13 protein-coding genes are annotated in these 12,588 nt (G+C 69.1%); 12 read left to right on the top strand and 1 reads right to left on the bottom strand.

Annotated features, from left to right (window positions below):
• The first annotated feature begins 82 nt into the window (after positions 1-82).
• Entirely contained in the window at positions 83-1,153 is a 1,071-nt protein-coding gene (gene prfA / locus ACQPXB_RS40585) for a peptide chain release factor 1 (protein WP_366587533.1), read from the top strand.
• A gap of 15 nt (positions 1,154-1,168) precedes the next feature.
• Here prfA and ACQPXB_RS40580 read toward each other — a convergent pair whose 3' ends face one another.
• Positions 1,169-2,611, bottom strand: a complete 1,443-nt coding sequence (locus ACQPXB_RS40580; protein ID WP_432847082.1) for a hypothetical protein — start codon at positions 2,609-2,611, stop codon at positions 1,169-1,171.
• 153 nt (positions 2,612-2,764) lie between these two features.
• On the opposite strand from ACQPXB_RS40580, the gene prmC reads away from it, so the two are divergent.
• The 11 genes from prmC to ACQPXB_RS40525 all read left to right on the top strand — a co-directional run bounded on the left by prmC (position 2,765) and on the right by ACQPXB_RS40525 (position 12,552).
• Complete coding sequence (gene prmC, locus ACQPXB_RS40575; RefSeq protein ID WP_366587538.1) at positions 2,765-3,631, top strand: peptide chain release factor N(5)-glutamine methyltransferase; 867 nt, start codon at positions 2,765-2,767, stop codon at positions 3,629-3,631.
• Between the two features lie 41 nt (positions 3,632-3,672).
• Entirely contained in the window at positions 3,673-4,065 is a 393-nt protein-coding gene (locus tag ACQPXB_RS40570) for a VOC family protein (protein WP_432847080.1), read from the top strand.
• A gap of 199 nt (positions 4,066-4,264) precedes the next feature.
• Positions 4,265-6,271 carry a M6 family metalloprotease domain-containing protein gene (locus ACQPXB_RS40565; protein WP_432847079.1) on the top strand — a complete coding sequence of 669 codons (2,007 nt, stop codon included), beginning with the start codon at positions 4,265-4,267 and terminating at the stop codon, positions 6,269-6,271.
• Positions 6,272-6,335: 64 nt separating this feature from the next.
• A complete protein-coding gene (locus ACQPXB_RS40560) occupies positions 6,336-6,986 on the top strand; it encodes an L-threonylcarbamoyladenylate synthase (RefSeq protein WP_366587546.1) in 651 nt (216 codons plus the stop codon).
• Positions 6,987-7,093: 107 nt separating this feature from the next.
• Positions 7,094-8,251, top strand: coding sequence for a glycosyltransferase family 4 protein (locus ACQPXB_RS40555; RefSeq protein WP_364056465.1), 1,158 nt, complete (start codon positions 7,094-7,096; stop codon positions 8,249-8,251).
• Positions 8,252-8,464: 213 nt separating this feature from the next.
• Positions 8,465-8,833, top strand: coding sequence for a hypothetical protein (locus tag ACQPXB_RS40550; RefSeq protein WP_432847076.1), 369 nt, complete (start codon positions 8,465-8,467; stop codon positions 8,831-8,833).
• A gap of 194 nt (positions 8,834-9,027) precedes the next feature.
• The gene (locus ACQPXB_RS40545; RefSeq protein ID WP_432847075.1) at positions 9,028-9,504 is read left to right on the top strand and encodes a hypothetical protein; all 477 of its coding nucleotides are present in this window, start codon (positions 9,028-9,030) and stop codon (positions 9,502-9,504) included.
• 522 nt (positions 9,505-10,026) lie between these two features.
• The gene (atpB, locus tag ACQPXB_RS40540; protein WP_432847073.1) at positions 10,027-10,824 is read left to right on the top strand and encodes a F0F1 ATP synthase subunit A; all 798 of its coding nucleotides are present in this window, start codon (positions 10,027-10,029) and stop codon (positions 10,822-10,824) included.
• 58 nt (positions 10,825-10,882) lie between these two features.
• Positions 10,883-11,137, top strand: coding sequence for an ATP F0F1 synthase subunit C (locus tag ACQPXB_RS40535; RefSeq protein ID WP_304504310.1), 255 nt, complete (start codon positions 10,883-10,885; stop codon positions 11,135-11,137).
• Positions 11,138-11,171: 34 nt separating this feature from the next.
• Positions 11,172-11,720 carry a F0F1 ATP synthase subunit B gene (locus ACQPXB_RS40530; protein WP_432847071.1) on the top strand — a complete coding sequence of 183 codons (549 nt, stop codon included), beginning with the start codon at positions 11,172-11,174 and terminating at the stop codon, positions 11,718-11,720.
• A 7-nt stretch (positions 11,721-11,727) separates the two neighbouring features.
• The gene (locus tag ACQPXB_RS40525; protein ID WP_432847069.1) at positions 11,728-12,552 is read left to right on the top strand and encodes a F0F1 ATP synthase subunit delta; all 825 of its coding nucleotides are present in this window, start codon (positions 11,728-11,730) and stop codon (positions 12,550-12,552) included.
• Positions 12,553-12,588: the final 36 nt, after the last annotated feature.

Genomic DNA, 12,588 nt, shown 5'->3' with positions numbered 1-12,588 from the left:
CGCACGTGCGAGTGGGCGCCGTTTGCTGTCCGTCGGTGAAATTCTGTCGTTGGTGGTACTAGGCCGGGAAGAAGGCGCGGAAGTGGATTCGACTTCGCTCAAGGGGTTGCTCGCGGAGCACGCCCAGCTGGAAGAGCAGCTGGCGGACCCGGCCGTGCACGCCGACCAGGCCAAGGCCCGCAAGCTGGGCCGCCGCTACGCGGAGCTGAGCCCCGTCGTGCGCGCAGTGCGGGAGCTCGACCAGACGCGCGACGACCTCGCCGCGGCCAGGGAGCTGGCGGCCGAGGACGCGGCGTTCGCGGAGGAGGCCGACGAGCTGGCCGCGAAGATCCCCGACCTCGAGTCCCGCCTCACGGAGCTGCTGCTGCCGCGCGACCCGTACGACGGCTCCGACGTGGTCATGGAGGTCAAGTCCGGCGAAGGCGGCGAGGAGTCCGCCCTGTTCGCGGGCGACCTGCTGCGCATGTACCTGCGCTACGCCGAGCGCCACGGCTGGAAGGCCGAGGTCCTCGACTCCACCGACTCCGACCTGGGCGGCTTCAAGGACGTCACGCTGTCGATCAAGAGCAAGACGGCCGACGTGGACGGCGTCTGGTCGCGCCTGAAGTTCGAGGGCGGTGTGCACCGCGTGCAGCGCGTGCCGGCGACCGAGTCGCAGGGCCGCATCCACACGTCCGCCGCCGGCGTGCTGATCTACCCCGAGCCCGAAGAGGTCGAGGTCGAGATCGACCCGAACGACCTGCGCATCGACGTCTTCCGCTCGTCGGGCCCCGGCGGCCAGAGCGTGAACACCACCGACTCGGCCGTGCGCATCACGCACCTGCCGACCGGCATCGTCGTCTCGTGCCAGAACGAGAAGTCCCAGATCCAGAACCGCGCCCGCGCGCTGCAGGTGCTGCAGGCCCGCCTGCAGGCCATTGCCGAGGAAGAGGCCGCCGCGAAGGCCTCGGACGCCCGTCGCTCGCAGGTCCGCACCGTGGACCGTTCCGAGCGCGTGCGCACGTACAACTTCCCCGAGAACCGCATCTCGGACCACCGGGTGAACTACAAGGCCTACAACCTCGACCAGGTCCTCGACGGCGACCTCGACGGCGTCCTGGACGCCCTGGCGACTGCCGACCGCGAGGAGCGCCTGGCCGCGCAGTCCGGCTGAGCCCGGCCGGCCGCCTCAGACGACGGCCGCGATCTCCTCGGTCAGCGGTTCGTCGTCTTCGCGCTCCATCTGCGGCTTCGGCGGCTCTTCGGCGCGCGGCAGCAGGCTGAGGATCGCGAACGCGAGCGCCAGCACGGTCGGGAACAGCGTGAGCAGCTGGTGCTTCACACCTTCCACGCCTTCACCGAGCGCGGACAGCCCGAGCTGCCCGACGGCGAAGAACGTCAGCATCAGCACCACGAGGCCGTACTCGCGCCGCCCGCGCCGGAAAGCGCGCACCGCCGCCCAGATCATCAGCAGCCACAGGGGAATCAGCACGAACAGCCCCGCGGGCGCGGCCAGCGCGGCGAGCCCGGAGAACACCGGCACGCGGTACTCCTTCGACAGCCGCGGCTGTCCGGAGAGCTCACCGAAGCTGCCGAGGTTGTCCGGACGCGCGGTGAGCGTGTTCACGCCGCCTTGCTGCAGGATCTGCGCGACGCGCACGGGGTGCGACTCGTAGTACGCGAGCACGTTGCGGCGGCTGATCTTGTCGCGGTACTGCGGGTAGAGCGGGTCGGTCCACGCGGCGCCGGGGCTCCACCACCCGGTGCCGATGTACTTCGCGAACGACTGCGGCAGCCCGAGCGCCGCCAGGTCGGCGTTCGTGTCGTGCTTGCCGTCCACAATGGAGTCGAAGATGGCGTTGTACATGTTGGCCTCGCGGTATTCCGCGTTGGCCGGGTCGCCGTGCGACTGCACGGCGAGCGTCCCGCCGCCCACGAGCACGAGCACCGCGAGCGGCAGCGCCCAGCGAGCCTTGCCGCGCGCGTCCTTGGGCTTCACGAGCAGTACCGCGAGCACGAAGACGGGGATGAGCAGCAGCGTCTGCGACTTCGCGTTGATGCCGATTAGTCCACCGAGGACGGTGATCACCGCGCCCGCGTAGCGCCAGTTGCGCTGCCGATGCATGAGCAGCAGCCCGCCGGCGATCAGCAGCATGCCGAGGAACGCGGCGCCTTCGCTGAGGCTGGAGGCGAAGTAGCCGAAGAACGCCGAGTCGCCCATCACGAGCAGCAGGAGCACCGTGGCGACGATCCGGCCGCGGCGGCCGAGGTCGAGCCCGAGCACCGTGGCGGTGATGGCGACGGCGACGAGCACGCACGTGACCACGCCGAGCACCAGCAGGTTGAGGATCGCGTCCGTGCCGAGCACGTGGCCGATCTTGTTCGCGAGCCAGTCGAGCCAGGTCTGGCTGGAGACGTAGTCGCTCGTGCACGGCACGCCGGTGCCGTAGCTGAACCGGACGAAGCCTTCGGAGGGGCGGTCGAGCTGCTTGCCGCCGAGCTTGCAGAGCAAGCGCCAGCCGTCGCCGTTGTCCGCCATGCCGATCGGCCGAGGGACCAGGAAACGGACCAGCAGGAGGGCCAGTGACGCGAGGAAGACTGCGAGACCGAAGCGGAGTTCCCTGGAACGCACCGGCTGAGTGTAGGTTGTGTCGTTCCGTGACGGTTCGGGGCTCCGCCCCGGCCGCCCGATGGGGGCCCACCGTTCGGTTCGGCCCGGCGCGGCCCCCGGCGGCCGCACTCTCGATACCCTGGACACCAGGCTCGACGACGTGAAGGACGACTAGTGAATCGGCAGCCGCTGCGCCTGGCCATCATGGAGGCCACCCGGATCCTCACCGAGGCGGGCGTGGAGTCACCGCGGACGGACGCGGACCTGATCGCCGCGCACGTGCTCGGGGTCGATCGCGGGCGCTTGCCGATGGTGCCGCTGGTCGACCCGCCGGTGATCGAGGCGATCGGGCAGCTGGTGGCGCAGCGCGCCAAGCGGATCCCGCTGCAGTACCTCACCGGGTGGGCCGCGCTGGGCAACATCACGGTGAACGTGGGCCCCGGCGTGTTCGTGCCGCGGCCGGAGACCGAGCTGCTGCTGGACTGGGGCCTGAAGTTCCTCCACGGGCGCGAGTTCCCCGTGGTGGTCGACCTGTGCACGGGGTCCGCCGCGCTGGCCCTGGCGCTGGCGCACGAGCGGCCGGACGCCGTCGTGTACGCCGTGGACGTCGACCCGCAGGCGCTCGCGTGGGCCCGGCACAACGCCGACGTGCACTCCGACGCCGGCGACACCCCCGTGCGCCTCTACTCGGGCGACATCGCCGACCCGACGATGTTCGCCGAGCTCGACGGCCTCGTCGACCTGGTGGTCTGCAACCCGCCCTACGTCCCCGAGGGCACGCCCGTGCCCCCGGAGGTCGCCGAGCACGACCCGGCGCGCGCGGTGTTCGCCGAGGAGAGCGGCCTCGCGGTGATCCGCCACGCCATCGCGGCCGGCGCCCGCCTGCTGCGTCCCGGCGGCGGCCTGGCCATCGAGCACGACGACACCCACGGGTCGGCCGTCCCGGCGCTCGTGCGGGCGCGCCGCGTGCTCACCGCGGTCGAGGACCACCCCGACTTCACGGGCCGGGCCCGCTACGTCACCGCCCGCCGTCTGGGCTGAAACCGGGCGGAACCGGCGCGGTTCGCCGTAGTCTCTCGCGCATGGCCTGCCGGATCACCGAACTCGTCATCGACTGCGCCGACCCCCAGCGCCTGGGGGACTTCTGGTGCGAGGTCCTCGGCTACGTCGAACTCGGCTGGGAGGACGACGGCGATCTGGAGATCGGCCCGCCCGGCGGCTTTGGGGGCCCGCAGCCGACGCTCGTGTTCAGTCGCACCGATGAGCCGAAGCACGGGAAACTGCCGCTGCACCTCGACGTCAACCCGACCGACCGCGACCAGGACGCGGAACTCGAGCGGTTGCTCGCCGCGGGCGCCCGTTTCGCCGACGTCGGCCAGACGGGCGAGGAGTCGTGGCACGTGCTGGCCGACCCGGAGGGCAACGAGTTCTGCCTGCTCCGCCGCCGGGTCGACGCAGTGGAGGCCCCAGGCTGAACCGGCCGGACCACGCCCGGCTCGTCCCCGTCTGCCGTTCGAACGACACGTTCGGCCGGTACGGCACCTCTGTCCGACTTTCGTCGTGAGGCAATGGGGCGGATTTCGTTCGCAACCCTAACGATTCGCGGTCGACTGAATACCGTCGATCTTCGGGCCCGCCCGCCCCGGGGCGGCCCGATCGTGAAGGGGAGTGTGGATGAGACCCTCCTGGATCCCTGCCCGGCGCACGACGAGGCGCGTCTCCAAGGTGGCCGCGGTGGTCGCGGCCGTCGCGTTGCTGCCCGGGCTGACCGCCGGCACGGCGAACGCCGACACGTTCACCCGCGGCTGGCCCGCGCCGCTCGACTCGGCGCACTGGGTCGACCAAGCGGCCATGACGTGGAACGACTACCGCAAGGTCCCCGGTACGAACTGGGCCGACCCGTCGCTCGAACCCACCGAGCGCACGTTCAAGGGCGCCGTCGTGCTCGCGGACTACCCGGACGAGGACTTCGTGGTCACGAAGCCGCCGCACTCGACCGTGTTCGGCAACCCCGGCCCGTCGGCCGGCAACCTCGCCCGCGAGGACGTGGCGCAGTACTACCAGGACTTCCTCAACAAGCCGGAAACCCTCAACCACGGCCACACCATCAACGAGTACTGGATGGAGGACTCCGGCGGCCGGTTCGGTGTGGACCTCACCGCGTTCGGGCCCTACCGCATGCCGGGCAAGTCCTTCGAGTACGGCATGGAGTTCCAGGACAACGCGTGCCCGCAGGGCTCGACGTGCGACCGCGACCTGCGAACCGACGCGCGCGCCGCGTGGAAGGCCGACGTCGGTGCGCTGGCCGACCAGTTCGACTTCGTCTTCTTCCTCTCCGCGGGCCAGGACGAGAGCTCGACGTGGCAGGAGTTCGGCGAGATGAAGTTCGGCACCCAGGACGCGGTGCCGGACGAGTTCGGCCCGCCCGGCGACGAGACCCTGCCCAACTGGGCCGACACGCGCTACGTCCCGTGGACGTCGTGGGCCTCGGCGTCGAGCATCTGGCCCAACGCGCAGAGCGGTTCGTCCACGCAGGCCGAATCGTCCGGTCAGGGCACCTACGCCCACGAGTTCAGCCACATCCTGGGCATCGGCGACAACTACAACAACCCGTTCAGCGTGCCGCGCCAGCGTGACTACAGCGGCCCGTGGGAAATGCTGTCGCGCGGCAGCTTCAACGGCCCTGGCGGCCCGCACACGCGCTGGCAGATCCCGGCGACCGACGGCGGCTCGATGGGCGCGCACCACATGCTGCGCAACAAGGTCAAGCTCGGCATCGTCGACCCGGCCGACGTGCTGCAACTCGACCGCGACCAGCTCGCCGAGACCGGCCCTGTCACGGCTCGGATCACCGCGCGGGAGTCAGCTCCGGAACCGGGTGCGTACACGGGGCTGAACATCGCGCTGCCGGGCGGCGACAAGTCGCCCAAGTGCGACCGCAACACCGACCCGCTGTGCGACGGCGGCGGCTACGACAACTACACGCTCGAGGTCGTCGACCGGATGGGCGCGGACTCGTTCCTGCCCGACTCCGGCGTGCTGCTGACCAAGACGAAGAACCGCGACGCGGCGCCGTTCGAGTGGGTCGTCGACGCGAACCCGCAGGACATCGGTCTCACCGACTACGTGAAGCCGGACGGCACGCCGGTGAAGATCACCGTCGGCGACTACCGGCAGCTCAACGACGCGGCGTTCAAGGCCGGCACGGGCGCCTCGGGCGCGTACGAGTACACCGACGAGGCCAACCGGCTGCACTTCCTGGTCACCGACCTCGCACGGGACCGCCGCGGTGTGCTGTCGTACACGGTCACCGTCGTCTCGCTCGACGGTTCGGGCCCGCAGGCGCGCGGTGCGCACCTGTGGCCGGCGCTGCCCGGCTTCACCGAGGGCGGGCTCGCCACGTGCGACTTCCGGTTGCTCAACACCGGCTCCGCGCGCGGGGCGAAGGCGCCGTACGACAGCGACACCTACCGGCTGAGCGCGAGTACCGACGCGAAGGGCTGGGAGGTCCGGCTGCCCAACGAGCTGGCGACGGCGAAGTTCGGGCAGACCGCCCAGATCGCCGCCTACGCGAAACGGGCACCTGGCGCGCCGTACACGGCGCGGGTCAAGCTCACGGCCACGTCGGTGAGCGATCCCGCGAAGACGAGCACCACCACCTGCACGGCCATCGGGTTCTGACCCCGCGTCCCCGGCACCTGACCACCGCATTCGGGTGCCGGGGACGAGGGCTAGGCTTCGCGGCATGAGTGCGGTGTACGACTGCAGCAAGCGCGAATCCCGGGCCGAAGGGCTGGCCGCCGCGGCGTCGGCGGTGAGGTCGAGCCGGCTGGTGGTCCTGCCGACCGACACCGTCTACGGCATCGGTGCCGACGCCTTCGACGCGGGCGCCGTGCAGGCGTTGCTGCGTGCGAAGAACCGCGGCCCGGACATGCCCGTGGGCGTGCTCGTCGGTTCGTGGTCCACAGTGGACGGTCTGGTGCTCGGCCTGCCGCCGCAGGCACGGGCGCTCGTGGAGGCGTTCTGGCCGGGCGACCTGTCGATCGTGCTCCCGCACGCGCCGAGCCTGCAGTGGGACCTCGGGCAGTCGCGCGGCACGGTGATGCTGCGGATGCCGCTGCACCCCGTGGCGCTGGAGCTGCTGCGCGACGTCGGCCCGATGGCGGTGTCGAGCGCCAACGTCTCCGGCCGCCCGCCGGCGTCCACCGCGGCCGAGGCGCAGGACCAGCTGGGCGACTCGGTGTCGGTGTACCTCGACGGCGGTTCGAGCGGCGAGGCTGTGGCGTCGTCGATCGTGGACCTCACGGGTGAGAATCCGGTGGTGCTGCGCGAAGGCGCGGTCACGCGCGCGGCGATCGCCGAGGTCATGGGCGTGCCCGTCGAGTCGCTCGCCTGAGCGGTCCACAGTGGCCCCGCGGACGGGAGGCTCCGTTGAACGGCGTGACACCCGGTCGCGGTAGCGTGACGCGGTGACTCGGACCCCCCGGCAGGCGTGACGCGGTCATGCCCCCTGTGCAAGGACTTCTCCCCATCCGGGAGTACCTCCTCGTCGCGCTGACCGCGACGGCGGTGACCTATCTGCTCACCGGCGTCGTCCGCCGCGTCGCGATCCGCATCGGCGCGATCGCCAACCCGCGCGCCCGCGACGTCCACGTGACACCGATTCCGCGCATGGGCGGTGTCGGCATCTACCTGGGCGTGGCCGCGGCGATGGGCCTGGCGCACCAGCTGCCCGCGCTGAGCCACGGGTTCGACGCCTCGCTCGACTCCGTCGGCGTGCTGCTTGCGGCCGGCGTCATCTCCCTCATCGGCGCACTGGACGACCGGTTCGAGCTCGACGCGTGGACGAAGCTCGCCGGCCAGGTGATGTGCGCCGGGATCCTCGTGCTGTTCGGCGTGCAGTGGGTGTCGTTCTGGGTGCCGTGGGGCGGCACCGGCGACTCGTTCGGCTCGGTTCTCGTGCTGGACAAGAACCAGGGCGCGCTGCTGACCGTCGTGATGGTCGTGGTGATGGTCAACGCGATGAACTTCGTCGACGGCCTCGACGGCCTCGCCGGCGGCCTCGGCTTCATCGCCGCGACGGCCACCTGCGCCTTCTCCCTCGGCCTGCTCGACAGCACCGGCGGCGACTTCGGCACCTACCCACCCGCCCTGATCGCCGCGACGCTGGCCGGCGCGTGTCTGGGCTTCCTGCCGTACAACTTCCAACCTGCCAAGATCTTCATGGGCGACTCCGGCTCCATGATGATCGGCCTCATGCTCGCCGGCGCGACCACGTCCGCGAGCGGCCGCGTCAGCTATACGCGCTTCTCGGCTTCCGACGCGCTCGCCCTGCTGTCGCCGTTGGTCGTGGTCGTGGCGGTGCTCTTCGTGCCCGTCCTGGACCTCGTGATGGCCGTCATCCGCCGCACCCGCCGCGGCGAAAGCCCCTTCGCGGCCGACAAGATGCACCTCCACCACCGCCTGCTCGAGATCGGCCACTCCCAGCGCCGCGCCGTCCTGCTCATCTACTTGTGGGCCGGCATCCTGGCCTTCGGCGCCGTGTCGGTGACGTTGTTCGACGACACGGCCGTGTTCTGGGTCATCGGGGCGGGTCTCGTGGTGGCCGTACTGGTGTCCCTGGTGCCCCGGTTGAGGGCGCGGCACCGTTCCGCGGGCTGAATTTCGCGAATTGGCTTCGCTTTTCAGGAATGACTCCTCGATCGGGTGAAAGCCCGCGAAGTGTTGACCATGATCACTTTCGGCGGCTAACCTTCGATGTGAGGGGTTAGAGGGGGACTGGGGAGTCCGCAGGCGTTTATTGGCGCCTTCGGCGTGTTTTGGTTCTGCTCTTTTCGCCTCATTTCGGTTGTCGAATGGGGAGGGGAAATCGAAATGAAGACGATGTCCAAGGCTGCGCTGGGTCTGCTTGCTGCCGGCGCGATGATGACGGCTGTTCCCGGCGTCAGCTCCGCCGCCACGTCGGAGCCGGCGGGTCCGGCCAGTCCGATGAACGGGTGGATCGGTTACGTGTCCTCGGATGGGCACGGCTGTGGAGCGACCTCGGCGGACTGGAGCCGGTACTACCACCACTGCACTAACGACGGTCAGTCCATTCAGGTTCTGGCCCGATTCGTGCTCGTCGGCAACACCATTGCGTGTGTCGGCCCAGGTCAGACCGTCAAGGTCGGCATCACCACGACGTACAGCATGGACTGGAATGGGCAGACGTGCACCAATCCGGGTCACACGTGGGCTGCGTGAGCCGCTCCCGATCAACGTGCGGCGGTAGTGGTCGAGCGAATTGTCGCGCTTCGATTCTGCTGCTGATAGCGCGGTCTGCGAAGTGAATTCCGCCGCCCCGGGTTTCGCGCCTCTGTGAACCCGGGGCGGCTGCGTGTGCGGCTAAGTCGCCTACCGGGGCCTCAAGAGTCCACTCACCAGGGTCTCTACACTCGATGCCGAACCGAGTAGGGAGCCCAGCTGTGAGCGAAACCGAAACCTCGACCGACGCGACGGAGAACCCGCACGCCAAGGTGGTGCTGCAGGCTGCTCGCGCGATGACGAAGGCTTCGCTGCTGGTCACGCCGCCGGCGGTGATCGTGTGCATTGTGGTGTTCAGCATCGTCTTCGGGCTGCACGGCTTCCTCGGGTCGCTGGTCGGCGCGGTGCTCGCGATCCTGGCGGCACTGTCGACGCTCGGTCTCATGCGCTTCAGCGCGGGCCAGGACCCGATGTTCGTCATGGTGATCGCGCTCGGTGGATACGTGATCAAGGTCGTGGTCCTGTTCCTCGCGCTCAAGCTGCTCAAGGGCGTGACCGAGCTGCACCCGTTGTCGCTCGGCATCACGATGATAGTGGCGATCATGGTGTCCGCCGCGGCCGAGTTCGTGGCCTTCCGCAAGACGAACATCCCGACGATCATCCCGTCCTGACGCGAATCCGGCACGCTCGGCTACCGACAGTGAGAGTGCGCTGCGGCATCCGTGTGTGACCTGAAACACACCAGCCGACTTTCGAGTGGGTGGCGCACGTTGCCGAGGCGCTCACCTGTGGTGTTGCGGAACCGGTCGCACGCGTCCCGGACTTGGGTCCTGGATGGACTCGGGACCTAAGTCCTGAGCTGATCGGTTGGTATGAAGTACGCGTGTACGGCACCGATTGACCTGCTGGTAGGGTCCGCGTCAAGGGTGGCGGCTTCGCCCGCGCACTCCCTCAAACGAACCGCGACCAGCAGTGTGGCGACCGGTGGTTCCGCCTCCTCAGCCCGCTGGTCCGAAGTGGATTGCAGGGCAGTGCTCTTGCGAGCCAACCTCTGTGCAGGGCATGAGAATCATTCACTGCGCGGTGGGGCTGGCCGCCTCCGGCGTGCTCGTGCGTATCGGGTACGTTAAGTCCAGATCGTGACGATTCCCCCGGCGGAGTGAACGCCGGCCGGGAGAACCGGGAGGAGCGCAGTGATCGCGCTGGTACTGACCGAGGGTGCGACTTTCACGCCCCCTGGTACTGATGCCTTCGAGCTGCCGCCGTTTTTGGGGTCTGGCGAGTGGGGCTTGAACAAGCCGAAGCTACTGGTGATCATCGCTTTGGTGATCGTCGCCGCATACTTCTTGGTGGCTTCGCGCAAGCTGAAGATCGTGCCCACCAAGGGCCAGTTCATCGCCGAGTCCCTCTACGACTTCAGCCGCAACAACATCACGCGGCAGCAGATCGGCTCGAAAGAGTTCAAGCCCTTCATCCCGTTGGTTCTCGGACTGTTCACCTTCATCTTGGTGAACAACCTCTTCGGGATCATTCCGTTCTTCCAGTTCCCGACCATGGCGCGGATCGGCTTTCCGCTGGCTCTGTCACTTCTCGTGGTCTACCCGGTGTACCACTACGTGGGCATCAAGAAGTACGGCCTGGGCGGTTACCTGAAGAACCAGCTGGCACCGGCGGGCATCCCGAAGTTCGTGATGCCCCTCTACAGCCTCATCGAGTTCGCGCAGAAGTTCTTCATCACGCCGATCACGCTGGCCATCCGTGTTTTCGCCGCGATGTTCGCCGGCCACTTGATCATCATCGTGTTCACCCTGGGCGGCACCTTCCTGCTCACGGAGACTTCGGGCTGGGCCCTCAAGCCGGTGTCGATCCTCGGCTGGGTCCTCGCCATCCTGATGACTTTCCTCGAGGCCTTCATCCAGGTGCTGCAGGCCTACATCTTCGCCCTGCTGTCAGCCGGGTACATCGGCGCCGCGCTGGCGTCGGAGCACTGAGAAACACACAAGCCCCCGATCCGCGCGAGTGCGCGGACCGAAGTGAAGGGAAACGCAAGTGAGCGCCAACATCGTTCTCGCCCAGGCCGCCGACGCCGCGACCAACATCAACCCCGGTCTGGCCGCCATCGGCTACGGCCTGGGCGCGATCGGCCCGGGTATCGGCATCGGCCTGATCTTCGCCGCGGTCATCAACGGCACCGCGCGTCAGCCGGAGGCCCAGGGCAAGCTGCAGGGCATCGGCTTCTCGACCTTCGTGCTCACCGAGGTCCTCGCGCTGATCGGTATCGTCATCTTCTTCATCGCCTCCTGAGTGAACCGCTCCTCTCTCATCCAAAGGAGACGTTGTGCTGATGACTGAAACGGTGCTGGCTGCCGAAGGGCAGAGCCCGATTCTCCCGGACATCCCGGAGCTGATCCTCGGCCTCGTCGCCTTCCTGATCCTGCTGTTCATCCTCAAGAAGTACGTCGTCCCGCGTTTCGAGACTGCGTACGAGGAGCGGGCGCAGAAGATCGAAGGCGGCATCGAGAAGGCCGAGAAGGCCCAGGCCGAAGCCGAAGAAGCGCTGGCCGAGTACAAGGCGCAGCTGGCCGAGGCCCGGTCCGAGGCCGCGAAGATCCGCGACGACGCGCGGCTCGAAGCCGAGCAGATCAAGGCGGAGCTGCGGGCCGAGGCCGAGTCGGAGTCCCAGCGGATCGTCGCGCAGGGGCAGGCCCAGCTGCAGGCCCAGAAGGCGCAGATCATCGCCGAGCTGCGGGCCGACATGGGCCGCAACGCGGTGGAGCTGGCGAGCCGCATCGTCGGCGAGTCGCTCGAGGACGAGGTGCGCCGCCGCGGCACCGTCGACCGGTTCCTGTCGGAACTGGAGACCGCCACCAACGGAGCGGGGAAGTAGACCAGAGATGACGCTGCATGCTGCGAGCCGTGAAGCGCTCGACCTCGCCGAGACCCGTCTCGGCGAGGTTCTGGCCGACGCGGGTACCGACCCCGCGACGGTCGGGGACGAGCTGCTCTCGGTCGTCGACCTCCTTGACCGCGAAATCGGCCTGCGCCGGGCGGTCAGCGACGCTTCGGCCAGCCCGGAGAGCCGCCAGGGCCTCGTCCGCCGGCTGTTCGACGGGAAGCTGAGCGAGCCGGCCCTGAAGGTGCTCGACGCCGTGGCGGGCAGCCGCTGGTCAAGCCCTCGCGAGCTGGTGGACGGGATCGAGTCCCTCGGCCGCTCGGCGCTGCTCACCTCCGCCGAGAAGACCGGGAACGTCGAGACCGTCGAGTCCCAGCTGTTCCAGGTCGCGCGGATCGTCTCGGGCTCCTCGGAGCTCGAGGCCGCGCTGTCCGACCTGGCCGCTCCCGCCGACGCCAAGCGGACCCTGGTCCGCGGGCTGTTCGCGGACAAGGTCGACGTGGTCACCGAGACCCTGGTCGAGCAGGTCGTGCGCCGCGCCAAGGGGCGCGGGGTCGGCAACGGGCTCGACAAGCTGGTCGCGCTGGCCGCGGAACGGCGTGAGCGCTCGGTCGCGTACGTGACCAGCGCCAACGCTCTCACCGAAGAGCAGCGGACCCAGCTCGGGTCGAAGCTCGACGGCATCTACGGGCGGACCCTCGCGCTGCACGTCGAGGTGGACCCCCGGCTGGGCGGCGGGCTCGTCGTCCGCGTCGGCGACGAGGTCATCGACGGCAGCACGGCCGGCCAGCTGGCGGCGGTCCGCCGCAGGCTGAGCCGCGCCTGACGGGTGCGCCCGCACCACAGACTTTGCACACTGGAC

Source organism: Amycolatopsis sp. CA-161197 (assembly GCF_050942255.1).
Taxonomy (GTDB): domain Bacteria; phylum Actinomycetota; class Actinomycetes; order Mycobacteriales; family Pseudonocardiaceae; genus Amycolatopsis.
The sequence above is the reverse complement of the archived record's forward strand: the minus strand, read 5'-3'. Positions and strand labels throughout refer to the sequence as shown.

Coding starts and splice junctions, on each gene's coding strand:
- ACQPXB_RS40570 (WP_432847080.1), top strand. CDS start 3,673: ATGGCCTGCCGGATCACCGAACTCGTCATCGACTGCGCCGACCCCCAG.
- ACQPXB_RS40565 (WP_432847079.1), top strand. CDS start 4,265: ATGAGACCCTCCTGGATCCCTGCCCGGCGCACGACGAGGCGCGTCTCC.
- ACQPXB_RS40560 (WP_366587546.1), top strand. CDS start 6,336: ATGAGTGCGGTGTACGACTGCAGCAAGCGCGAATCCCGGGCCGAAGGG.
- ACQPXB_RS40555 (WP_364056465.1), top strand. CDS start 7,094: ATGCCCCCTGTGCAAGGACTTCTCCCCATCCGGGAGTACCTCCTCGTC.
- ACQPXB_RS40550 (WP_432847076.1), top strand. CDS start 8,465: ATGAAGACGATGTCCAAGGCTGCGCTGGGTCTGCTTGCTGCCGGCGCG.
- ACQPXB_RS40545 (WP_432847075.1), top strand. CDS start 9,028: ATGCCGAACCGAGTAGGGAGCCCAGCTGTGAGCGAAACCGAAACCTCG.
- ACQPXB_RS40525 (WP_432847069.1), top strand. CDS start 11,728: ATGACGCTGCATGCTGCGAGCCGTGAAGCGCTCGACCTCGCCGAGACC.